At 62.8% G+C, this 23,860-nt stretch carries 19 protein-coding genes and 1 other RNA gene; 11 read left to right on the forward strand and 9 right to left on the reverse strand.

Annotation, left to right across the window (positions count from 1 at the left end; all coding sequences use genetic code 11):
* Window positions 1-50: 50 nt before the first annotated feature.
* The 6 genes from BMW87_RS06055 to dnaX all read right to left on the reverse strand — a co-directional run bounded on the left by BMW87_RS06055 (window position 51) and on the right by dnaX (window position 5,838).
* Complete coding sequence (locus BMW87_RS06055) at window positions 51-887, reverse strand: ABC transporter permease (protein ID WP_093054343.1); 837 nt, start codon at window positions 885-887, stop codon at window positions 51-53.
* On the reverse strand, window positions 887-1,702 hold the full coding sequence (locus tag BMW87_RS06060; RefSeq protein ID WP_093054341.1) for an ABC transporter ATP-binding protein: 816 nt from the start codon (window positions 1,700-1,702) through the stop codon (window positions 887-889). The genes BMW87_RS06055 and BMW87_RS06060 overlap by 1 nt, the downstream gene beginning before the upstream one ends.
* Before the next feature lie 45 nt (window positions 1,703-1,747).
* Window positions 1,748-2,788, reverse strand: a complete 1,041-nt coding sequence (locus tag BMW87_RS06065) for an ABC transporter substrate-binding protein (RefSeq protein WP_093054339.1) — start codon at window positions 2,786-2,788, stop codon at window positions 1,748-1,750.
* A gap of 205 nt (window positions 2,789-2,993) precedes the next feature.
* Window positions 2,994-3,584: a recombination mediator RecR gene (recR, locus tag BMW87_RS06070; protein ID WP_093054337.1), complete on the reverse strand. Its 591-nt coding sequence runs from the start codon at window positions 3,582-3,584 to the stop codon at window positions 2,994-2,996.
* 17 nt (window positions 3,585-3,601) lie between these two features.
* The gene (locus BMW87_RS06075; RefSeq protein ID WP_007836669.1) at window positions 3,602-3,934 is read right to left on the reverse strand and encodes a YbaB/EbfC family nucleoid-associated protein; all 333 of its coding nucleotides are present in this window, start codon (window positions 3,932-3,934) and stop codon (window positions 3,602-3,604) included.
* A 53-nt stretch (window positions 3,935-3,987) separates the two neighbouring features.
* Window positions 3,988-5,838 carry a DNA polymerase III subunit gamma/tau gene (gene dnaX / locus BMW87_RS06080; RefSeq protein ID WP_093074982.1) on the reverse strand — a complete coding sequence of 617 codons (1,851 nt, stop codon included), beginning with the start codon at window positions 5,836-5,838 and terminating at the stop codon, window positions 3,988-3,990.
* 176 nt (window positions 5,839-6,014) lie between these two features.
* Here dnaX and ffs point away from each other — a divergent pair.
* From ffs to BMW87_RS06100, 4 genes are all read left to right on the forward strand, one after another.
* Window positions 6,015-6,111, forward strand: an RNA gene (ffs, locus tag BMW87_RS06085) — signal recognition particle sRNA small type.
* 124 nt (window positions 6,112-6,235) lie between these two features.
* Entirely contained in the window at window positions 6,236-7,897 is a 1,662-nt protein-coding gene (locus BMW87_RS06090; RefSeq protein ID WP_093074985.1) for a site-specific integrase, read from the forward strand.
* Window positions 7,898-8,210: 313 nt separating this feature from the next.
* Window positions 8,211-8,558: a hypothetical protein gene (locus BMW87_RS06095; RefSeq protein WP_093074988.1), complete on the forward strand. Its 348-nt coding sequence runs from the start codon at window positions 8,211-8,213 to the stop codon at window positions 8,556-8,558.
* A gap of 222 nt (window positions 8,559-8,780) precedes the next feature.
* A complete protein-coding gene (locus tag BMW87_RS06100; RefSeq protein ID WP_093074991.1) occupies window positions 8,781-9,683 on the forward strand; it encodes a hypothetical protein in 903 nt (300 codons plus the stop codon).
* Window positions 9,684-9,709: 26 nt separating this feature from the next.
* Here BMW87_RS06100 and BMW87_RS35050 read toward each other — a convergent pair whose 3' ends face one another.
* Window positions 9,710-9,928, reverse strand: coding sequence for a hypothetical protein (locus BMW87_RS35050; protein WP_177192727.1), 219 nt, complete (start codon window positions 9,926-9,928; stop codon window positions 9,710-9,712).
* Window positions 9,925-10,173: a hypothetical protein gene (locus tag BMW87_RS06105; RefSeq protein WP_218149740.1), complete on the reverse strand. Its 249-nt coding sequence runs from the start codon at window positions 10,171-10,173 to the stop codon at window positions 9,925-9,927. Before BMW87_RS06105 ends, BMW87_RS35050 begins: the two co-directional genes overlap by 4 nt.
* A gap of 725 nt (window positions 10,174-10,898) precedes the next feature.
* On the opposite strand from BMW87_RS06105, the gene BMW87_RS06110 reads away from it, so the two are divergent.
* The 5 genes from BMW87_RS06110 to BMW87_RS06130 all read left to right on the forward strand — a co-directional run bounded on the left by BMW87_RS06110 (window position 10,899) and on the right by BMW87_RS06130 (window position 21,270).
* Entirely contained in the window at window positions 10,899-13,496 is a 2,598-nt protein-coding gene (locus tag BMW87_RS06110) for a hypothetical protein (RefSeq protein WP_093074994.1), read from the forward strand.
* Entirely contained in the window at window positions 13,493-13,777 is a 285-nt protein-coding gene (locus tag BMW87_RS06115) for a hypothetical protein (protein ID WP_093074997.1), read from the forward strand. Before BMW87_RS06110 ends, BMW87_RS06115 begins: the two co-directional genes overlap by 4 nt.
* A gap of 13 nt (window positions 13,778-13,790) precedes the next feature.
* Window positions 13,791-15,713 carry a hypothetical protein gene (locus tag BMW87_RS06120; RefSeq protein WP_093075000.1) on the forward strand — a complete coding sequence of 641 codons (1,923 nt, stop codon included), beginning with the start codon at window positions 13,791-13,793 and terminating at the stop codon, window positions 15,711-15,713.
* Window positions 15,714-16,488: 775 nt separating this feature from the next.
* The gene (locus tag BMW87_RS06125) at window positions 16,489-20,970 is read left to right on the forward strand and encodes an RHS repeat-associated core domain-containing protein (protein ID WP_177192728.1); all 4,482 of its coding nucleotides are present in this window, start codon (window positions 16,489-16,491) and stop codon (window positions 20,968-20,970) included.
* 6 nt (window positions 20,971-20,976) lie between these two features.
* The gene (locus BMW87_RS06130; RefSeq protein WP_093075006.1) at window positions 20,977-21,270 is read left to right on the forward strand and encodes a YwqG family protein; all 294 of its coding nucleotides are present in this window, start codon (window positions 20,977-20,979) and stop codon (window positions 21,268-21,270) included.
* A gap of 809 nt (window positions 21,271-22,079) precedes the next feature.
* On the opposite strand, the gene BMW87_RS06140 is transcribed toward BMW87_RS06130, so the two are convergent.
* The gene (locus BMW87_RS06140) at window positions 22,080-22,262 is read right to left on the reverse strand and encodes a hypothetical protein (RefSeq protein WP_143062563.1); all 183 of its coding nucleotides are present in this window, start codon (window positions 22,260-22,262) and stop codon (window positions 22,080-22,082) included.
* A gap of 161 nt (window positions 22,263-22,423) precedes the next feature.
* Here BMW87_RS06140 and BMW87_RS06145 point away from each other — a divergent pair, with 161 nt between their 5' ends.
* On the forward strand, window positions 22,424-23,008 hold the full coding sequence (locus tag BMW87_RS06145) for a recombinase family protein (protein WP_093075015.1): 585 nt from the start codon (window positions 22,424-22,426) through the stop codon (window positions 23,006-23,008).
* A gap of 494 nt (window positions 23,009-23,502) precedes the next feature.
* Window positions 23,503-23,838 (forward strand): hypothetical protein, encoded by a 336-nt coding sequence (locus BMW87_RS06150; protein WP_093075018.1) that lies wholly within the window; start codon window positions 23,503-23,505, stop codon window positions 23,836-23,838.
* The last annotated feature ends 22 nt before the right edge of the window (window positions 23,839-23,860 follow it).

The following is a 23,860-nucleotide window of genomic DNA, read 5'->3' on the forward strand; positions in this document are numbered from 1 at the left end:
GGATCGTTGCGGCACTCCTCAGCGCCGCGCAGGATCATCGCATGAGGGCTCTAGAGCTTTTCGGTCTCGCCGGTCTTCGGCTGCCACTTCATCAGGCGCTTTTCGATGAGCCCTACGATCCCGTCGAGCGCCAGCGCAAAGGCCGTGAGCACCACAATGCCGGCGAACACCGTGTTGACGTCGAAGGTGCCCTCCGCCTGCAGGATCAGATAACCCACGCCCCGCGCCGAGCCCAGGTACTCGCCCACCACCGCACCCACGAAGGCCAGGCCGACCGAAGTGTGCAGGCTGGAAAACACCCAGCTGGTCGCGCTCGGCAGGTACACCGTGCGCAGCAGCTGCCGCTGGTTGGCGCCCAGCATCTTCGCGTTGGCCAGCACCACCGGGCTCACCTCGCGCACGCCCTGGTAGACGTTGAAGAACACGATGAAGAACACCAGCGTGACCGCCAGCGCCACCTTGCTCCAGATGCCCAGCCCGAACCACAGCGCGAAGATGGGCGCGAGGATCACGCGCGGCATCGAATTGGCGGCCTTGATGTACGGGTCGAGGATCAGGCTCGCCGTGGGCGCGAGCGCCAGCCACAGCCCGCAGGCCAGGCCCAGCACTGTGCCGATGACGAAGGCCAGCACCGTCTCCAGCAGCGTGGTGCCCAGGTGCTGGTAGATGTCGGCATTGCCTTTCAGCCCTTCGGGAAAGAGCGCATTGGCCGGCAGTTCAAAAGGCAGGAACCAGCTCCAGATGCGGCCCGCCACCTGGATCGGCTCGCCGAGGAAGAAGGCGAACTGCTGGTTGCGCGAGGCGATGTGCCAAGCCACCAGGATCACCACCAGCAGCGCCAGCTGCCAGAAGCGCGCGTTGCGTTCATTGAGTCCGAGGCGCGGCATCAGGCGGCCTTCCTCAGTTGCTGCGCATAACCCTTGAGCACCTCGTCGCGCAACACCTCCCAGATCTGGGTGTGCAGCTCGACGAAGCGCGGCTGCGTGCGCACCTCGGCCACGTCGCGCGGCCTTGCAAGGTCGATGGCGAACTCGCCGATAGGGTGCGTCGCAGGGCCGGCCGACAGTACCACCACGCGGTCGCTCATCGCAATGGCCTCGTCGAGGTCGTGCGTGATGAACAGCACCGCCTTCTTCTTCGCGCTCCAGAGGTCGAGCACCTCGTTCTCCATCAGCTGGCGCGTCTGGACGTCGAGCGCACTGAAGGGTTCGTCCATGAGGATGATGTCGGGGTCGAGCACCAGCGTCTGCGCCAGCGCCACGCGCTTGCGCATGCCGCCGGAAAGCTGGTGCGGATAGCGGTCGCCGAAGCCCGAGAGCCCCACGCGCGAGAGCCAGGCCTCGGCCTGCTCGCGCGCCTCGGCATCGGGCACGCCGCGGTATTGCAGGCCCACCATCACGTTGTCGACGGCACTGCGCCAGGGCATCAGTGCCTCGGTCTGGAACATGTAGCCGGCGCGCGTGTTGATGCCCTCGAGCGTCTGGCCGAAGACCTTCACGGTGCCCGAAGAGGGCTCGAGCAGGCCCGCGCCCACGTTCAGCAGCGTCGACTTGCCGCAGCCTGTGGGTCCGACCACCGAGACGAACTCCCCTGCCCTGATGCGCAGCGTGGTGTCGGCCACCGCCGTGTAGCGCTGGCCCGGATCGTCCTTCGAATGGAAGGTGCAGCTGATGGAGAGAAGTTCGAGTGCGTAATCGGACATGGCGTAAAAAACCCGGCCGAGGCCGGGTCGCGGGGACGTTCGGAATCAGGCTTTGAACCTGTCTTTCGCGCGCCTAGCAAAATCGTTGGTGTAGGTTTTCGCGAGGTCGATCTTGTCGGCCTTCACGGTGGTATCGAAGCTTGCGATCGCGGTGAGCGCCGTCTTGGGGCCGTCGACCGGCACGAGGCCGTCGGTGGCGATCGATTCGCGCACCTTGTCGAACGACGCAAGATACAGCGCGCGGTCGCCGAGCAGATAAGTCTCGGGCACCGTCTTGATGATGTCGCCGGGCCCCGCCGTCTGCAGCCACTTCAGGCCGTGCACGATGGCATTCGCCAGCGCCTGGCAGGTGTTGGGATTCTTCTGGATGAACTCGCTCGACGCATACAGGCAGGCCGCCGGCATCGTGCCGCCGAACACCTGCAGCGTGCCCTTGAGCGTGCGCGTGTCGCTGATGATCTTCACGTCACCCTTCTGCTCCAGCATCGTCATCACCGGGTCGGTGTTGCTGATGGCGTCGATCTGGCCCGAGCGCAGCGCGGTGAGCGCGCCGGCCGCCACGCCCACGCCGATGAAGCTCACGTCACTGGCCTTGAGCCCGCCGCGCGAGAGCACGAGGTTGGCCACCATGTTGGTCGACGAGCCCGGCGCGGAGACGCCGATCTTCTTCCCCTTGAGATCCTGGATGCCGGTGTAGCCGGCCATGTTCTTGGTCGACACGCCCACCGCGATCTGCGGTGCACGGCCCTGCAGCACGAAGGCCTGGAAAAACTGGTTCTTGGCCTGCAGGTTGATGGTGTGTTCGTAAGCGCCCGAGCAGACATCAGCCGAGCCGCCGACCACCGCCTGCAGCGCACGCGCGCCGCCGGCGAAATCGGAAATCTCCACATCGAGCCCTTCGGCCTTGAAGTAGCCGAGCTGCTCCGAGATGGTGAGCGGCAGGTAGTAGAACGCCGCCTTGCCGCCGACCGCGATGGAGATCTTCGTCTTCTCCAGCTTCGCCTGCTGCGCAAAGACACGCGGCAACGCGATGGTTGCAGCGGCAATGGCGGCAGTAGCTGAAATGAGAGTGCGGCGATGAAGCATGAAACGTTGCCCGTTGGCTCTGTGACTCGTAAGAACTGAATCGAGCTTAGGGGCCGCACCACACGGCTGCATCGGGGTGATCCCGTGCGGGTTTTCACGTAAGCACGAAGGCCTCTCCGAGAAGCCTTCGCCAAGGCTTCATCACGCCGGAAAAAGTATTGCGATATCGAGCGGAAACGCGAGTGCCCAGACAACGCTGTGCGCGCTACCTGCGATCTACCAGGGCATGGGCGATGGTGCCGAGATCGACGTACTCGAGCTCGCTGCCTGCCGGCACGCCGCGTGCAAGGCGCGTCACGGTCAGGCCGTGCTGTTTCAGCGCTTCGCCGATCACGTGCGCGGTGGCCTCGCCCTCAGCGGTGAAGTTCGTGGCGAGGATGACCTCGCTCACCGTGCCGTCGCGCGCGCGGTCGAAGAGCTTCTGCAGGCCGATGTCCTTCGGCCCGATGCCGTCGAGCGGGCTGAGCTTGCCCATCAGCACGAAGTAATAGCCGCGGAACGCGCCGGTGCGTTCGAGCGCGGCCTGGTCGGCCGGCGTCTCGACCACGCAGAGCTTGCTCGCATCGCGCCGCGTGTCGAGGCAGACGTTGCAGACCGGCGCCTCGGTAAAGGTGTTGCAGCGCTCGCAATGCCGCACGTGGCCTGCGGCCTGCTGCAGTGCGCGTGCGAGCAGCTGTGCGCCCTCGCGGTCGTGCTGCAGCAGGTGGAATGCCATGCGCGAGGCCGACTTGACGCCGACACCGGGCAGGCGGCGCAGCGCATCGACCAAGGCGTCGAGCGAACTGGCGTCTGCCATTTATTGCGACCGCTCGCTCAGAACGGCAGCTTCATGCCTGGCGGCAGACCTGGCATGCCGGCCGTCAGCTTGCCCATCTTCTGCTCGCTGGTTTCCTCGGCCTTGCGCACGGCGGCGTTGAAGGCGGCAGCCACGAGGTCTTCGAGCATGTCCTTGTCGTCCGCCAGCAGGCTGGGGTCGATGGTGATGCGCTTGACGTCGTGCTTGCAGGTCATGACGACCTTGACGAGGCCGGCGCCGGATTCGCCTTCGACCTCGATGTGGGCCAGCTCTTCCTGGGCCTTCTTGAGGTTGTCCTGCATTGCCTGCGCCTGCTTCATGAGGCCGGCCAGTTGTCCTTTGTTGAACATCGTTGGTCCTGTGTCTGGTTGGAAAGTGGGTGAAGGATAAGAGAGACGGAAGCTCAGGCTGGTTTCAGCGTGCCAGGGACGATCTTCGCATCGAAGTCGCGCATCAGCGCCTGCACTTCGGGGTCGCTGAGGATGGCCTCTTCGGCCACGCGCTGCCGCTCGTCCGCGGCCTGTTTGTTGCGGCGCGCGGGGCTGTCGACCACGCTGCCGATCTCGATGGCGAGCTTGACGTCGTGGCCCAGGCTGCCCAGCGCAGCCGTCAGCTTTTCGCGGCTGGATGGCTGGTTGAGCGTTTCACGCTCGATGCGCAGAAGCCACTGATCGGTGTCGCGGCCCACCAGCTGCGATTGCAGTGCCAGTTCACGCGCCAAGGCGGCGATGGCCTCGGCCGCGATCAGTTGGGAGACCGTGGCGTACCAGAAATCGCCGTCTTCGCTGGTCGGAATGGGGGTGAATGTGCTGCGCGGCTCGTCGGCGCGTGGCGTGTCGCGGGCACTGGGCGGAGGCTGCACGCGGATGGGCACGCCGACAACCCGGGCGGGTGCTTCGGCGGCAGCGCCGGGGCGGGGTTCGGCCTGCCGGGGTTCGTCGACCACGGCGAGGCGATGGCCGGCGGGAACCGAGGCAGCGTGGGCAGGCGCTGGCGCGGGTGCAGCAGGCGATTCGACCGGGTGGCGAGCCACCGGCGCCGGGGCCGGAGCAGGTGGCACGGTGCGCGCCGGAGCTACCGGCGCCACGGCCGCAGCTTCATTCAGAGTTTTTTTTTCCGGGGAGGCCGTCGAAGCAACCGCGCTGGAAGGTTTGAAGGCCAATAGCCGCAACAGCACCATGGTCAGGGCGGCGTACTCGTCGGGGGCCAGGCCCAGCTCGCCGCGGCCATGCAGGCACAGGCTGTAGAGCAGCTGCGTCTCGTCGGCCGGCATCAGCGCGGCAAGGCGCGCGGTGTCTGCAGCGTCGGGGTCGGTGGCGGAATCGGCCGACTCCGCCCGCGAGGGCACGGCCTGCAGCACGGCCATGGCCTGCAGCACCGCCGTCATTTCCTCGAGCGTGGAAGCGGCGGACATACCGTCGACGCGCAGCGCCTCCGATGTCTCGACCACCGTCCTGCCATCGCCCTGCGCCAGCGCCTCGATCAGGCGGAACACATGGCCGCGATCGACGCTGCCGAGCATCTGACGCACGCCGGCCTCGACCAGCTCGCCGTTGCCGAATGCGATGGCCTGGTCGGTGAGCGAGAGCGCGTCGCGCATCGAGCCGCGCGCCGCGCGCGCCAGCAGGCGCAGCGCCTGCGGCTCGGCCGGGACATTCTCGGTCTGCAGCACGCTGGTGAGGTGCTCGAGCACCGTCTCGGGCGCCATCGGCCGCAGGTTGAACTGCAGGCAGCGCGACAGCACCGTGACCGGCACCTTCTGCGGATCGGTCGTGGCCAGCACGAACTTGAGGTACTCGGGCGGCTCCTCGAGCGTCTTCAGCATCGCGTTGAACGCGGTGTTCGTGAGCATGTGCACTTCGTCGATCATGAAGACCTTGAAGCGCCCCTGCACCGGCTTGTAGACGGCCTGTTCGAGCAGCGACTGCACCTCGTCCACGCCGCGGTTCGAGGCCGCGTCGAGCTCGGTGTAGTCCACGAAACGACCCGAGTCGATGTCGCGGCAGGCCTGGCACACGCCACACGGCGTGGCCGTGATGCCGCCCTGCCCGTCCGGCCCCTGGCAGTTGAGTGACTTCGCCAGAATCCGCGAGACCGTGGTCTTGCCGACACCCCGGGTGCCGGTGAAAAGATAGGCGTGATGCAGGCGCTGCGTGGTCAACGCGTTCTCGAGCGCCTGAACCACATGCCCCTGACCGACCATCTCACCGAAGGTTTTCGGACGGAACTTGCGAGCGAGCACGAGATAAGACATTGCGGGCATTCTAAAAGGCACGGCGCCGGCCCTCAGCCCTACCCCGCAATCAAAAAGGCCCGCCTTTTCGTGGGACACCGAGGAACCGGCTTCGCCGGGGCCTCAGGTGTCGCCCCCAGCAGGGGGAAGGAGAAGCGACACGAAGTGCGCGCATCCTGGGGGTTACAATGCGTGCTGACGGGCCTCCCTGCATGGTGAAGTGGCCAACCGGGTCAGGTGGGGAACCAAGCAGCCCTAACTGCGTAGTCAGTGCCAGGGGTAAGGCTCGTCAACTATCAACAGTGCCACAGTTCTCCCTCGGAGCCAGCATTCATGCGGCCTGCGGCGCGATAACTGTGGCACCCAGCTGTAGCACTCGGCCCGATGACAGATCGTAAATATCGTCATCGGAGAGCACATGGCATCGAAAATACCGGGTTTGTTTCAGCGTGGGGGAATGTGGTGGCTGCGCGTGATCGCGCCGCTAGACCTGCAGGCCCCCTTCTACGGCGGAAAACGCATAGCGTTCAACGGGTCTCTGGGCACCAGCGACCCACAGGTCGCGCGAGTCTCTGCAGCGGCTAAGCGGGCCGATCTGGAAGCCCAGTTTCTACGGCAGCGCCGAGAATTGTCCCCGCCCAAGCTGGCTTCTATCGCTCCCGAGGTCCGTAGTTTGATCGTGGGCACCCTGCTAGAAGCAGAGGCCTCAGAAGACGCAGCGCAACGCTTGCACAAAGATGCGACCACGAGGTTCTACAGCCCCGCTACCGCCGTGTATCAACTTGAGGACGGTTCGCTGCCCGCCCGTCCCGAAGCGCCTCCGGTAGGCTCGTTGAGGCCCCTGGCACCATCGACCGTCGCTGCCCGCGCTGCATTCAACTTGCGTCGGAGGGAGGTGGTCCGTGCGGCCCTCGCCAGCGGCAATCTCGAAGTGGTGATCCTCCTAGTGCAACCCATCGTGAAACGCCTGGGTCTCGCAATCGACTATGAGACGGCAGATGGTGTCCAACTCCTGCACGAGTGCTTGGCCGCCTATAGCAGCGCACGTGAAATCGCGGTGCAGCGGGATCAAGGCCTGGTCGTTCCAACGCCACCAAAGCCCGCCTCATCTCCCGAGACTGCGCAAATGACGCCAAATGCGTCAGGAATGGTCGAGGCCGCCGCGCACCTCAAGGACATCAAAGCGGACTGGCTCGCGATCAAAGCCCGCGCCCGCCCCGCCATCAAAATCACAGACCGCGCTCTGAATCTGCTGGCAGAGGCTGGCGTCGATGTGCCACTCTCCGAGCTGGACCGCACGCACGGCGCCAAGCTGCGGGCACACCTCGTCGCAACAGGCATCAAAGGCCAGTCCGTCAAAAACCTGATAGCCCCCCTTCAAGCCCTCTTGAATGTCGCAGTGGACGCCGGGAAGCTCAAGGCCAACCCCTGGGCCGGGCTGAAGATCGACACCAGCGATAGTACGACGCGCCTCCCCTGGCGTACGGAAGACCTGAAGAAGCTGGTAGAGACGAACAACGCGCGTTCTGACGCAGGCCGGTGGCTGCTGCCCCTTGGCCTTTACACGTCCGCCCGTATCGGTGAGCTTGCGCAATTGGAGCTCACTGACATCAAGCAAATTGACGGTGTGTGGTGTATCGAAGTCCACGACAGAAGGACCGAAGGCCACCAGAACCGCACGGTCAAGACCAAGGCCGGGGAGCGCTTGATCCCAATCCATCAGCACCTGATTGACCTAAGGTTCCTGGAGTTTGTAGAGTCCGCCAGGAAGGCCGGTGGGCGGTTCGTATTCCCTAAGTTCGTTCAGCGCGGTAAGCGCCGCCCAGGTGACCTCGCGGGCCTCGACTTCCTGAAGCTGCGCGAAGGCGCTGGCGTCGAGCTTGACGAGCGCTTCACCTTCCATTCGCTGCGCCATAACGGTCGGTCCATGCTGGCCGCCGCAGGCATCAATGAACAAATCATCGACAAGTTGGTCGGCCACGAAAGCGGCACCGTCCAAGGCCGGTACACGCACGCGGATACCGCCACGCTGGCCGCAGCGGTCGCTAAGCTGGATTGGACGACTCTGGGACTTCGGTAGCCCCTATTCCCCCACCGGCTCCTGAGCTTTCTTGATCCTCTCGCGGACCCATGCGGCCCCGCCAAGCCGCTTGCACTTCTCCCACTCTGCATCGGTCATCCGAATGGGACGCGACTTCATCAATTCACCGGCTGCATCAATGGGCTTGCGGCCCTGTCCACGGTCACTTGGAGGTCTTGAGTTCATCGCGTCATTCTAAGGAATACGGGGACTTCAATGTTGATTTTGCATCTGCAAAAACACTTGCGATCATTTTGATTTTGCACATACACTATCAACTCCAGAAACCCTCATTGAATGATTGGACTAGTCGATGCTGAACGCCTTCACCCCCGACCAGCAAAGCCAGATTGAAGCTCTCCGAGCCGCTATTGCTCGCCGCATCCAGCGCACCGTGACCCTCGATTTCGGCGAAGACGACCACGGCGGCCTTTGGGCCGCTCTAGGCGTCGAAACGCTACCGTACGGAAGCTGGGGGCAGCCTGGAATGCTGGTCTCCATCCTGGCAGGCGCGGGGGTCGATGGCGAGGCCGCAGTAGTGGCAGCAGACTTCAGCACCATCGCCAACGGCGTGAGCATGCAAGAGGCTGCCAAGGCGGCCACGTTTGCGGGCGTCCGCGCTTACCGCGAAAAGGCGTGCGGCGCTTTGCGCAGGCACTGAACCACGCGCGGCCTGCAACGGCCACGGTTACCACTGAGCCCTCGGAGGTCCCATGGATCACCAGGGCTTTGTTGTATTTGCACTGCACTGTGGGGACACAGGTCCGATGCGTCAAACGCCCCTCTGCACTCGGGAAAGCGGCGTAGCAACCATCGGATTCCGGATTTGGCCTTTTAACGGCACGCCCAGACACTGCCAGCCTTGTCACGAAACCCCAAATCCATGGCCCTCTACATACGCCCGGAGTCAAGCCTCTGGTACTACGAATTCTGCATCGCTGGTCGGCGATACCGTGGAAGCACGCGAACCGCAGACAAGGCAGTAGCGCAGGCCTACGAAGCCGGGCAACGGGACAAAATCACACAGGACGCCAAACAGGAAGCGGCAAACGCGAAGGACACGGTACAGGCCCTGCGCCTATGGGACGTAGCTCAGCACTGGCTCACGGATTCAGAATCGCGGTTGCAAGATCACAAGGGAAATCTTGGCCGTGTGCGGAAGCTGTTCGGGCGCGAGATGCGCTTAGTCGGCGAGACCTGGACAGAAGTGGATAGCCAGCGTTATGGGCTGAGCCGCGACACACAAGTCCGCGACGTGACCCCGAACCTCATGGCCGACCTTACCGCTGCGCGGAACAGCGAAGGCGCGAGCAAGGGCACTATAGAGCGCGAAATCTCATTGGTTAGGGTGCTGGTAGCCCATGCACCCTTGCTGCTTCCCAAGCCCGTCGAAAGCGCCCCGCTGACATCGCTGGAATTGGTCATCAAGGGGCGCCGTTCACTGAAGAAACTAGCGGGGCTTGCAGGGCCACGTGGTAGCAGGCGAACTCCTGCGGAACGCCGCGAGCTATGGCGGGACGTTGGCGTTGCACTTCTTCAAAGCCGTGCTCCACGGCCGACTGATCGAGCCTTCAATGAGTGGTGCCGTGTGGCGGGCTTTGATTTGGACAAACGAACGCGCGAGGCCGCCATGTGGTTTGCACAGAACTGGGACACGACTGAGCACCTCTCGCCAGAGGTTTGGCATCCGGTCATGCTGCGCAGTCGAATAAACGTGCACAGAGAAATGGCTGGGTCTGTGGAGGAAGGGGTACGGGGTTCTCTTCAGGTATCTAAGGTCGCCTAGAAATCTTGGAGATGCTGTGAGAGGCATCAGGTGTTCCGACCTGTTGCGACACAATTTCCAACTTCAGAACCGGCAGGCGCAGTCTCGTAGCTCTTGACGGCTTCTGCCATCGCCACGTTCGCAAGTTGCCAGCAGTCCTCGCCTTTGACCCCAAGCCGGCGAGCTTCCATCCAGACAGCGACCCAGACGGCCCGCGCCTGCTCTGTCGCGTCAGCAACAGGTACAGGCGGGACCGCTTCGATCATGGGAACAGCTTGCCTAGTGCGCTGAACACTGCGGCCCCGGCACCCACGAGACCTGCACCGATGAACAGGGGGTAGAGGAAGGTCTCGCGGGTCATCTTCGCAGCTTCGGCGTCGAGCTTGCTGCCCTCTGCCTTCAGCTTGTCCGTCTCCGCTTGGAGCTTGCGGCGCTCGTCGCCGTATTTCTCGGCTTCCATCATCAGCTTGGCAATTTCCGCGTCAACGCGGCGAGCAGTCTGAGTGTCCATGGGCGAAATGGTAGCGGGTTTGGGGCGGTCTGAATAACCCGACACAAGGTGATGACCGAGACGCTACTTGGCTAGTTTGCGAACGGCCACCATGAACTCAACAACGGATAGGCCCCTCGCCCTCTCGCGAGTAAATCGACTGAGAGTGAGACCCTAGCAGACTGTTAATTTTCTGCGCCCGAAGCCTACAAGGGTGCTCACGTTGGAGTCTCCGGAGTTCCTTGGCGGCTGCGTGGATGGTCCTCAGGACCATGGGTCCCGCAAGCAGACATCACCGAGGGCTGAGCCCCGCGCATGCAAAGCAACGGCCCATCACATGCCTCCCTTTTTTGTTCATTACAAAGCTGGCCCCGGCTGGCACATCTCATGTCCCAACACATTGACCAGTCCCCTGCTGCCAAGCAATGCAAGGGCACATGCGGTGGGGTCCTTCCGGTCTCATCGTTCTATCGTCGCGGCGCAGCAGAGCCCACCTATCGGCCAATCTGCAAAGCCTGCTGGAAGATGCTGAACGCTGCGGCCCATAAGCGTCGCCAAGACCAGCGCAATCGTCGCAAGGCCCTCCTCGGCCTCTCGAAGACCTCCACGCGCCCCGCGTGACCCCTGCGCCTCCGGGCGCTTTTTCTCGTTCATTACTGTTGGCCCGCCCCGAATTCGGCGCGGGCTTTTTCACGTCCCCACCAGTCGCGGCCCTCCTCGTGGACCCGCCACCCCCGAAAGAACCCATGAGCGGACAACAAGCACGCCAGTTCACCAACACCCCAAGATTCAGTCAGCCCGAAGTGAGCCCTGCGGCAACTGTGCGGACCAACCAGACCGACGCAATCGCGGCACAGGTCCAGGGACAAGGCTCAGCCCTCAGTGCCATGGGTTCGGCCCTCTCGGGGTTCTTCGGAACCGCCGCGAAAACCGCGCAGGAGATCGGCGAGATCGACCACCGCGAGCAGCTCGTGGAAATCGAACGCCAGAACAAGGCACGCGCCGAGCAGGGCCTAGCGGACCAAGCAATGGACCGGGAGCGCGACTCCGGGCTCGACAAGTACCAAGCCTACAAGGGTGCGTATGACACGGCTGTGGCCGATTCCACGGCCAACAAGCTGACCCAGGACCTCGCGGTGAAGCTGCGGGACCTGCCGAATGACGGGAGCGTGGACCCCCGCGCAGCCGCAACGGAGTTCCTGAAGTCCGAGATCGGTCCTGGCACAGGCGATCCCGCCATCGACGGGCGCATGGTCTGGGCTGCAAAGCAGAAGGCCGACGCCATGGTGGCGCAGAAGGCCGAGCACATCGCGCAGACGGTCGAGTCCAACATCGCGCAGACGATCACAAACGACGTGACCGGCAAGATGCTTTCGCAGAAGGGTGTGACCACCGGGCAGACCGATGCTTGGCACGGCCAGTTCCTGGCACTCACCAAAGGCAACATCCAGGCCGCAGACAAGATGTTTGAGAACGCTCTCGGAAGCGCCATCCAGAACGACGGACACGCGATGTCGGCCCTGGCGGCCCTGCGGGAGTCGGGCTATGCCCAGCGCAACCCAGACAGCTACCTGCGTCTGAGCGAGAAGGCGTTCCACCAGACGAACAAGGTCAAGTCATTCAAGGCCGGCGAAGAAGTTCAGTCCTTGAACGGCCAGTACAACGCCACCGCTGCGGAGTACCACAACGCCGGTCTCATCATGCCGACCCAGACGTTCCTGGAGTTCGTGAACCGCGCCAAGATCACCGACAGCAATCATGGTGTCGGCCAGGGCGCATTCCCGTGGATGACCTCCGGGGCCTTCCGCGAGAACATCAAGAAGCAGGCCGAGGTCAACACGATCCTGAACACGTTGAACGGCCTTCAGTCCACCGGAGACCTGCGTCAGTCCGTGAACGAGACCGGTGCCGAGATCGGCTCGGAGATCAAGAAGAACTACGTGCTCGCGTCGGCCCAGTGGATTCAACAGAACCAAGCCCGCTTCCCGAACCTCAACCGGACCAAGACCTCTCGTGGCCTCCCGCAGCCCCTGGCTGACGTGGCGTCCGCAAAGGAATACGGCCGGATGCTTTCGTCCCCCAAGGAGCAGAGTGCGTTCGCGTACAGCGTGGACGACACGACCAAGGGCATCATCTCGGCGGGCCTCATGGGCTCCGACGTGAACGAGACCATCAAGGCCGTGACGCTACTCAACGAGGTTGCCAACGGCCCCAACGCCGACCTCATGCTCAAGGGTCTGATCGGCGACAAGGAGCAAGCCCGGTTCGACGTGATCCGCCGCATGGCTGCTACGCGCGACATCGAAACCGCTGTGCGTGCCACCGTGTCCGACAAGGACGTGGAGCGCGAGATGGCGAACGAGCAGGAGACGGGGACAGTGAAGTTCTCCAAGCTCCTAAAGGACCCCGAGCGCAAGGAGACCGACATCGACAACGACATCCAGTCGCGTGCCGGTGAACGCATGAAGGAACGCATTGGTCGCGACGACTGGTTCGGCGAGCTGAACGCGAACATCTCCGGGAGTGCCCTGAAGACCCTGCACCTGAGCATCGCGGATCACCTCCGCGAGCAGGCCAGGACCCTGAGGGGCGGGACGAAACCGGACCTGAATGCGGCCATCGACTTTGCAACGAAGAAGCTGGCCCAGTCCTATGTCCCCCTGCCCGTCCAAGGCAACACCATGTCCCTCGTGCGTGACCCGTACGGTGGCCGTGGCCGATCCCCTGACAAGGAGATCGCGACCTACAACGGCGTCAAGGTCTACTCCGGTGCCCGCATGAACGTGGGTGGCAAGGAGGAGGACCCGCTGGAGACCTTCATGAAGATCGACCGCAAGGCGCTTCACAAGACGCTACCGACGTTCCTTGGCGGTAAACACGCACCTCTTAACTGGGAGCGATTCACGCTCCTTGGTACTCTCGGGCCCGACACGGACCCCGGGTCCGCTGAGTCCATCTACCTGCTACCCCCGGATGCCAAGAGCGGCCTGCACCCCGTCATGAAGCCGGGTGGCGAACCTCTGATGTTCCAGCTCGGCCAGCAGGCGACGTTCCGCAACGCCGACGGGAAGGCCGAGACCCTGACGATCCCCACAGATCGCAAGGAGGCTTCGGTCTTCCTGGCGCAACGCCTGCCCAAGGGCTTCTTCCCACTCGAAGGGGCCGGAGGTTACTTCCGGGTCCAGTACGGCTACCGCCTGAGAAACACCGAGGAGTCGCTCCTGGCAGACCTGAGCAACGCCCGAGCCGACGCCAAGGCCAACATCGAAAGCCCAACCCGCCCCGTGCAGTTTGAATCCACGCCCATTCGCCGCGAGCGGTGGAAAGCCTTGGAGAAGAAATGATCGCCGCAGACGCCCCTTCGACTACAACCAAAATGAACACCGCGTATCTACTTCACACCCTCCCGCACATTGTCCTGCTGAAGGCCGCACTCGACCACACCAAAACCGTGTTGGACGTGCCGGGCTGCTACACGCGGCGCGAGCCCCTATGTCCTCGGGCCTCGGACGCTTACAACTGCGCGTCGGCTGCGTACTTCGCCGCTATGGACGAGGCACACGCCGAACTGAAGATCATCGAGGCGTCCATTGCGGAGGCGTATGGACTTGATAGCCCCAAGTAACAGGCCCCCATCTATGCACAACGAGATTGCCGAGCACCCCCTGTCCAATCCCGACACCCGCGCTGTGTTCGTCACTGGCGCCCACGTCATCCTTCAGCAACTACTGACGCGCAAGGGAAATAGCTTGTCGGACAATCTGCTGCAAGCCCACCGCGATGCCATCCGCGCCAGCGCAGAGGTGATGCGTGGTGCCCATCCGGTCGGCCGCGTCTCAGTGAACCTGCCTTGCGGTGCGGGCAAGACGACCAGCATCACCGCCATCGTCTCCATGCTGCATCGCTTGAACCTGCTGGGCAGCGTGTCCGTCGCTGTCTGCTGTGCGAGCGTCGAAGGCTTGGCCGATGTTCACCGGAATCTGGAGGACGCCGGGGTTCCTTCGAACCTCATCGGCCTCTCGCACTCGCTGAAGCACGACCTCGAAAACCTGGACCCGCTTGCGCAGTCGCCGGGACATGCAAGCATGCCGAACGAACCCAAGGCCGCCGAGCGCCCCGTGATCCTGATGACCCAGCAGCGTCTACGCGGGAAGCATCGGGACGACTTCCTGACGTACCGAGGCTTCGAGCGCGACCTGGTTCTATGGGACGAGGCATGCATCGTGTCCAGCGCCGCCGTCGTGCCGTGGTACGACTTCACAGAAGCCCGGGGCGGCATCCACGAACTGCTGCAAGACCTTGCACCGAGTGGCCCCGCCCTGCACTTCTTGGACTTCGCACTGGCACGGCTGAAGGAGGAACTCCAAGCGCAAGAGACGGGCGCGTCCCCGACGGCCGTGGTTCTGACGGGCCACGATCTAGAAGCCGTTGGCGCCGATCTGGATGCCCTCGCCGCTCACGCGCGGACGGCGCTGCGCAAAGACATCACCGGTCACGTCGAGACGCTGAAGAACTTCCTGGCGATGGCGGCGAACGACATCCGCATCCTGTTTCACGGCAAAGGAGAAGGAACGGCGCAGGCCATCATCAGCTACACGCTGGACGTGCCGCCGTACCTGAGGCGGCTCGTGGTCTTCGATGGGTCCGCCACGGTGTCTGCGCTGTCCCTGTTGGACAAGGGCATACAGCCGCTCGGAATTCCCGAGGACCTGAAGGACTACAGCCGTGTCACGACGAAGCTGGCGAAGCTCGGCAGCGGCCACAAGACGCTGAAGGACGACATGGGTCCTCGGGGTCCCAGGCGCTACGCGGCGATGGCGGTGGAGGCCATCCGAGCCCACATGAACGAGCACTCGCTGATCGTGTGCCACAGGCGCAAGGACGCCGCGAACGCCATCGACTTCCCCAGGGAATTCCGGGAGACTTTGGAGGCCGCTGGGCTGCGTCCAGACGAGCCTCTGTCCATCCGGCAACCGGACGGCTCGACCGTCACGCGCCCGCGTGTTGAGGTGATCACCTGGGGTCGGCACAAGGCTGTGAACCACTATGTGCACTGCACGAACGTCGTGCTGCTGGGTGTCCAGCATCTGGCCGAGCGAGACCTCAGGGCCATGGCGGCAGCGCAGGCCGGCGACGTGACCTACACGCTGAAGCACACGGAGATGCTGGATGCGCTGGCGAGCGTCTGTGCCGGCGACATTTTCCAAGCGCTGGCCCGAGGCAGGATGCGTCTCATCGTGAACGAGCGCGAAGCGCCTGCAATGACGGCCTGGTTGTCCATGGATGCCAGGTCCAATTTCCGCACGCATCTGGACAAGGTGACCCCTGGGATGCGTTGGGAGGACTGGCATCCGGAAGGGACACCAGGACCTGCCAGGAAGACCCAGGCGGCTCAGGCAGTTGCGGAGAGGCTTAGGCTGTCCAAGGAGATCGCAGTGTCCTCCCGGAAGCTCTGGGCAGACCTGGAGTATTCGGAGGACGTGAAGAAGGACGCGAAGCCATTGATTCCAGCCCTCGCCCCTGGCTGGAAAGCGACCACGAGGGGCTGGGCACGGGCATGACTTAACGGGGGTGGTCGGTCTGGTGGTTCTCTTTAATAGATAGCCCCCGTTAACTGAGACAGTGATCTACATGCCGATCCGGGCCGAGAAGTCCAGGGCCACGAGCATCCGGCCCGAATGGCATGTATTCCTTGGGTGATACCTCTTGGAGATTCATCATCGAGGTCTATCCCTGCTGTACCTCAGTCGCTGCGCTCCTTCGCCCTGCTGGCGCAGACGACCTTGGTCTAGACCAAGAAGTGGAAGCGGTCTCATCACCTTGGGATGCATGGCGCCCGCGCCGCAATACCAATACCTCCTGGGGCATCGGCGCCAGTCGCCATGACCATGAGGACATGAATTTGGCCTGTCGCGGTCGCAGAACCTGTGGGTAGTCGCCCACCGACAACGGCCATCTCCGGGCTCTGCGTACTTTCATATTCATCTCGCGATCAGCTCACCTCGTGCCATCGATCTGTCGTTGTCTGCGTGTGGCCTTTCGGCTAACCTGAAACGACTTGTACGGAGCGCGCTGCACACTAGCGCGCGTCACCTGAGGGGGTGATCGACTGTTCAAAAAATACTGATCGTCATGGCCAGAGAAGAGTGGACCGGTGATGTTCAGACACGCAAACGAGAAGGTATGAGGGAGAGCGCGATGAGGGTTTTGAACGGGTTGCTGACATTGGTTCAGTACAGGTCGGATGGGCTTCACCGCGCAGCGAGAGTGGCTAGCCGTCATCTTCGAGGGTTGGTCCTCTCCATCGCGCTTGCACTCCTGGGGATCGGGCAAGCGATGGCTGTTTTGCCGGTGATAGTTGAGTACAGCGGCAATGCCAATGGAGAATATCCATCGTCAACGCCGCAAGAGGTCTGCGACAAGATGTTCTCGGCCTTCGAGGGCATATCTGGAACGCAGGTACTGCTTCCTGTACAGAGTTACTGGCTTTGCAGATTCGACTATGGCCCGGGTGGTTTTGCTCATTTCGACTCTGGGGTTGTCCGAAGAACGAAATGTCCAGACAACAGCGTTGCGGTGACCGGCGGTTGTGACTGCATCAAAGGTCACCAGGAAGATCCATCACACGCCATCTGCATCGCAACGCCTCCTCCTGAGCCCGCGCTCAGCACCGATGGAAGCCAGCAGTGCCTGCGAGGGGGTGTTGCTGGCTTGCAGACGCCCAATCCTATTCTTCCTGCGACGGCAGACAAATATCGCGCGGAAAGTGATTTTCAAGATGGCGGTACCACGCCGCTTTCGTTCGTACGGCTCTACCACAGCACCTGGGGTGCAGACCCTACGCGTGCCACTGGCCCCTTAGGCAAGCCTTGGACGCATAACCACGCCACAACATTGAAGGCGATGCCTGCAGGGGAGCCGACGACCGTAGTCATCACCGCATCCGAAGGCTTCCAACGCTCTTTCACCAGGAGTGTTGGTACACAGGCTTGGACTGCTACAGACAGTGCGGATGTTCTTGTGCAGATCGGCGGCGGTGCGTGGGTGTATCGTCGAACTGACAACGACAGTTCGCAGGCGTTTTCAGCTGACGGAAAACTGCAATCGGAAACGTCGCGCAATGGCTGGTCCACCATCTATGCGTACTATGCGAGCGGCCAGCTGGCAACCATCACGAACGCATTCGGCCGCACACTGACTCTGGGATACAACGCAGCGGGGCAACTTATTTCCGTCCTCACCCCCGATCAGCGCACCATCGACTACGCCTATGACACTTGGGGACGACTTGCCACCATCACCTACCCCGACGCCAAAACGCGTACCTTTCTCTATCAAGAAAGCTATTTTCCACAAGCGATGTCGGGCATCGTTGATGAAGCTGGGGTTCGTTTCGCTACCTTCTCTTATGACCCCAAAGGTCGAGCAACCACCAGCTATCTGGCGGGCGTTGCTGACTACTACTACGTCGAATACGAGTACTACTCGGCTGGCGTGTCCGTCACTGATCCACTGGGTACTCGTCGCTTCTACGCCTATGGCTCCGCGAAAGGAAAGCTTGCGGTAACGGCTAGCTCGTTGGCCTCGGGAACCGGAGAGATTGACGCCGCCTCACGAGTTCAAGACGCCAATGGCCTCATCACCTCTGAGACCGACTTCAAGGGCGTTGTCACCACCACAACCTGGGACACCGCTCGCCGCCTGCCCACCGTCGTGGTCCACGCCTCCGGCACACCTGAGGCGCAAACGGTGACCACCCAATGGCATGCGACCTTCGCGTTGCCGGTGCTGGTCACCGAGGCCGGCCGCACCACGGCCTACACCTATGACGTCGTTGGCAATGTCCTGAGTCGAACGGTCACCGACACCGCCACCAACAAGGCCCAACTCTGGCAGTGGACCTACAACGCGCAGCAGATGGTCGATACAGCGACAGAGCCCAACGGTGCAGTTACAAGCTACACCTACGATACCCGAGGCAACGTTCTCACATCGACGAATGCGCTGGGCCACGTCACCAGCTACACCTACGACCTCGCCAACCGCGTCGTCAGCTCGACTGCCCCCAACGGCCTAGTTACGACCTACACCTACGACGCCCGCGACCGCCTGCTGACCCAGACGATCGGAGGCCAGACCACCGCGCTCACCTACAAGCCCTACGGGACGGTCGAGACCGTCTCTCTGCCCACTGGCCTCACGCTGACCTACACCTACGACGCCGCCCACCGCCTGACCGGCTGGAGCAACAACCGAGGCGAGAGCGGCACCTACACCCTGGACGGCATGGGCAACCGCACCGCCGAGCAGATCAAGGACAGCGCCGGCAATGTGGCCTGGAGCGTGGCCCGTACAGTCAACAACATCAATCGCCTCTCCGGCAAGACAGAAGGCCCCAATCAGTCCAATACCTTCGGCTACGACGCCAACGGCGAACTGACCAGTTCGACCAACGGCCTGAACCAGAGCACCCAGTACGGCCTGGACAACCTGCGCCGCGTCAAGAGCGTGACCGACGCAGCCAGCGCCAGCGCCACCCTTAAGTACAACGCCCTGGACGCCGTCACCGAAGCCAAGGACTTCAAGGGCGTGGCCACCGCCTACACCCGCGATGCCCAAGGGAACGCAACGGCCGAGAGCAGCGCCGATGTCGGCACCGCCAGCACCCAGTACGACAACCTCGGCCTGCCCAGCCAGATCACCGACGCCCTCGGCCAGGCCACAACGATCACCCGCGATGCCCTGGGCCGGCCAACCGGCCTTGTCTTCGCCGACGGCAAGACCACCACCCTGCGCTACGACCTCACGGCCAACAGCAAGGGGTATCTGTCCGAGATCGTCGACCGCAGCGGCACCACCGAGTACACCCGCGACACCTTCGGCCGGGTCACCCTCAAGAAGCAGACCCTGGCCAACGGCAGCGTCCAGCAGGTCAGCTACGCCTACAACCCCAACGGCACGCTGGCGAGCATCGGCTACCCCAACGGCGGCGGCGTGCTCACGCACACCTACGACAGCACCGGCCGCCTCACAGGCCTGAGCCTGAACGGCAGCCCGCTGGTCAGCGGCATCGCCTGGAACCCGCTGGGCCAGCCCACGGCGTGGAGTTGGGCGTTCGCCAGCCCCTCCATCGCAGCCAGCCGCACCTACGACACCGCAGGCCGGCTGACCACCACCGAGTTCGGCAGCTACGCCTATGACGCAGCCGGGCGCATCACCAGCCTGACGCAGAACCTCAACCAGCCCGGCGACACCGACCCGACCCACAGCACCATCGCCAATGCCAACGTCACCTGGAGCGTGGGCTACAGCGCCGTGGGGCGCATCGTGAGCTTCAACGCCACAGGCAACACCGCCGGCTTCGGCTACGACGCCAACGGCAACCGCAGCAGCAGCACCCGCGCCATCGATGGCACGAGCACCAGTCGCACCTACACGGTGGGCACGACAAGCAACCAGCTCACGGGCTTCAGCCAGACCATCAACGGCGCGAGCAGCACGAGCGTCACCTACGGCTACAACGCCAACGGCGACCTCCTGACGGATGGCCTGCGCAGCTACACCTACGACGCCGAAGGCCGGCTGGCCGCGGCGACCACCGGTGCGACCGATGTCAGCCCGACCACGCGCTATGCGCACAACGCGCTGGGGCAGCGGGTGTTCAAGACGGAGCCGCTGTATCCGCCCAGCCAGGGTGATGAGGCCGACCCGGGCTTCATGCAGAGCCTGATCGCGTTCTTCACGAAGCTGTGGAGTCCATCGACAACGCAAGCGGAACAGCTGGGCTATGCCTATGTCTACGACGAGCAGGGCACCCTGCTCGCGGAGGTGGGCAGCGGCGGCACGGCCAGCGCGGGGCAAGCACAGTACATCTACCTGCCGACGGGCAATGGGCCGATGCCGATTGCGGCCGTCATCGATGGCAGCACCTATGCCGTGCACAGCGATCACCTGAACACGCCGCGCAAGCTCACCAATGCGGACGGGCAAGCGGTCTGGCAGTGGGGCTACAGCGCGTTCGGGGAAGACAGGCCGACGCTGGCGAAGAACCGGTTTGCGAATCTGGAGACGACGCCGAATCCGGGCACGACCAGTACCTCGGAGGTGAAGTTCAACCTGAGATATCCGGGACAGTACGCGGATGAGGAGTCGGGGTTGTTCTACAACTACTTCAGAAGCTATGACGCGAGGACGGGACGGTACAGCCAGTCTGATCCAATCGGGCTCGACGGAGGGTGGAGTCGCTTTGGGTATGTAGACGGAAGCCCGCTGGATGACAGTGATGCTTTGGGTTTGATGGGGGACGGCAAGCAGGTCTACCCTGAACCGACGGTCATGCCTATGGCTGGCGGTCGCCGATCTAGCGGCGATGGTCCGCAAATAGTGCCCATACCTTTGGCTGGAGGGGGAAGAGGCGGCGGCCCTCCTGGGGCAGTGCGGGGGAGCACGGGGCGCTCTGGCGGCGCAGCGAGTGTGCTTCCAAGAGGTGGCGCAATGCCTCCACCGTGTCCGCCTGGTGGTCTGCCAGCGCCTCGAAAGATGGTGGATCATCACCTGATGCCGCAACAATTCAGGAAGTTTTTCGAGGAACGAGGAATTGATATCGACGATCATACGATCAGCATCGGAGATCTCTCTCATTCCAGAGGCGTCCACGGTCGTGGGTTGGGCACTATGCCTGGTCGATGGAATCAGACGTGGCGTGACTGGATCAACGGGAACCCGAACGCGAAGGACGCAGACGTCTATCGGCAACTTGGTCGAATGATGGACGACTACAACCTGCAAGGGATTCCGATTCACCCCTATGGAAGATAGAGTGCTATGAGCGAAATACCTGCGTTCAAATTGGTTCCGGAGCCGCTGACCGAAGAAGCCAAGTCACTGGCTCCGTTCAAGTGGGCTGGCGACGATATCGGCAAGCGGCATCGACTGGGTGGGAAGCCCGACTTCATTCAGTCTTCGGAGATTCCGAAGTGCTCGTGTGGAAAGGAAATGACGTTCTATGCCCAGTTGGACTCGATCAACGACGACTATGTCATCGGCGATTGCGGCATGGTCTATGTCTTCATCTGCTTCGACTGTCTAGAGACGAAATCCATCCTTCAGTTTTACTGACAGTCTCAAAGCAATCGACAGTCCAAGTCGCCCCGTCAGAAACGGATGGCGCTCGACCAGCTTCTTGCCCTGTGCGAACGCACTGGATTTCTCGACCGTCTGTGCGGCGTTGTCGATGCTGTCGATCAACTGTCGGTGACGGCTGTCTCGCAGTCCCTAAGCACGGCTTGCACAGACCTTCGTCAACGGAAGGCCGTGCCCGACTTCTCAAGGCCCTATGGCTCTCTCCAAGCCCAGTAAGCGCACCAGCACTGAACAAAGCAACGACCGATGAGCAACCTAGGAATCGAGAACAAGAAAATCGAAGTCAACGCCACCATCAACTGCTACGCGTTCCCATGCGGGGACACGGAAGTCCTAGTGGACCCCGAGGACTCCGAAGTCCTGAATCGACTAATAGCTGAAGGCTGGCGCCTTGAACTACGGAAGGCCCCCAGGCGAAACACCCGCACGCCTACGCTGGTCCTTCGCGGCCATACTTCCATAGCCTTAGCTCGCGCGATCATGCGGGCGACCGAGAGCCAGCACGTGGTTCATAAGGCCGGTCCTGAAGGTATTGGTGACCCCTTGGACTGCCGGAAGTCTCGGCTAGAACTGAGGGATGCTGGCCGACGTATTGGGTGGGCCTCGAAGATCAACGGGACTGGCCCCTGCAACCGATAGATCAGACGGGCGTAAAGCCCGGCTCAAAAACTTCCCGAAAATTCGCGGCACCTCCTACGTCCGTCGCACGGAGCAAATCCCCCCATAGCCCCTCCCCTCGGTTCGTCCCCAGGACTCGCGGGGAACTTCAGGTGACCGGCCGACGCCTACCGTGCAACCAACGCCAGGGCAACCCCTAGCGCCACGGCGCACGGCATTGCCACCCAAGGGAACCACGGCGCATCGATCACCGAGAGACGCTCACGTTCAACATCTAGGCCGATGCGCATGGTCTCAGCGAGGATGCGTTGAATGCTCTCATCGACCTGATGCAGTTGTTCCTGTGTCATGGGCCGCATCGTAGTCGGCTTACCACCGTTTGCCGAGTGTGTCCGAAATCGAACAGATACGAACACCAGAAGCCTCGAAGGCATAGATAGTCCGTAAATAGGCTTGACGGACATTCGGACATGCAAGATGATTCGGACACCTATTCGTACATGGAGTCCTGATGTCTCGCGTCTTCCTTTATGCCCGCGTCTCAACCGCCGACCAGACCACGGACAACCAAGTCCGCGAGGTCGCTGCCGCTGGCTTCGCCGTCACGCCGCTGCGGACTATCTGCGAAACGGTCAGCGGAGCACAGGCCGCCATGGAGCGTCCAGGGTTCACAAAGCTGTTGGAACGCATGGAACCGGGGGACGTTCTGGTGGTAACGAAGCTGGACCGCCTAGGGCGGAATGCCATGGACGTCCGCTCAACGGTGGACACCCTCGCAGCCGCTGGCATCAAGGTGCATTGCCTCGCACTGGGTGGCGTAGACCTGACCTCCCCTGCTGGCCGCATGACCATGGGTGTCATCGCCGCTGTGGCGGAGTTTGAGCGGGACTTGATCGTTGAGCGGACTCAAGCGGGCCTGGAGCGTGCCAAAGCCGCTGGGGTTTCTCTGGGTCGCCCTACGACCTTTGCAGACGCCCAGGCCGAGCGCATCCGCGCCCGCTTGGCCGATGGCAAGACCACTGTGGCAGCGCTGGCCCGTGAGCTGGGCACCAGCCGCCAAACCATCATGCGCGTCCGGGATGCCGCAGCCGCCTGAGCCTCCGCGCATCACTAGGAAACCAAGGGACCTTCGGGTCCCTTTTTTATTGGCCACCTCCCCAAGGTCGCCTCACGCGCCCGTGCGCTCCTGCGAGCGTCCGCGCCGCAGTGGGTTATGCGAAAGACATGCAGACGCCCTCCTCCCCCTCAACATCCGAGCCTCGGGGCCTCCTTGGGCCTCCTGAGCCCGCCAGCGGCATCCCCGCGCAACTGACCTGACCTATGCCACGCCATCAACCCGCCATCATCCATGCCGACCGTCGATTGAACCGCCCGCACCCTGATGTGCTCCCCACGCATCGCCGATGCCCGCTGTGTCGCCGCGTGCTGCCTTTGACCCCCCTGGAGTTCTATGAAGACCGCAGCCGCTACCCATGGAACCAGAGCCGGTTCAGCTCCCGTTGCAAGTCCTGCGCGATCAGAGCAGACGCAAAGAGGGCAAAGGAGCGGCGGGAAAGCAAAAGTTCCCGAGCCCAGAAGCGGCTCCGCGCCTTGAAGGCCAACAGACTCAGCGCTGGGTATTTCTTTTCTGCGCAGTGGCTCGCAATGAAAGCTGAGTGGGACAAAGTTGCCGAGAAACGCAAAACCAGCATGGCGTGGTCAAAGCGCCAGTTCAACCGATTGCGTGGCCCCTACCGCGATCCAATCAAGGCTCTGATCCGGCAAAGGGTCGGGATGTACTTCGAACGTCGCATCCGGAATAGTAAGCGGGCTCAGCAGACGGATGAGCCCAACGGGATACTGGTGCCTGCTTTCGATCTGGAGGCAATCCGCACCCGGCATCGGGCAGAGCTAGCGCAGCGCGACGTCGATTCGTGTACGCGTTGAATCCGGTTTCCGGGAGAATCCA

This window comes from Variovorax sp. OV084, assembly GCF_900111625.1.
Classification (GTDB): domain Bacteria; phylum Pseudomonadota; class Gammaproteobacteria; order Burkholderiales; family Burkholderiaceae_C; genus Variovorax.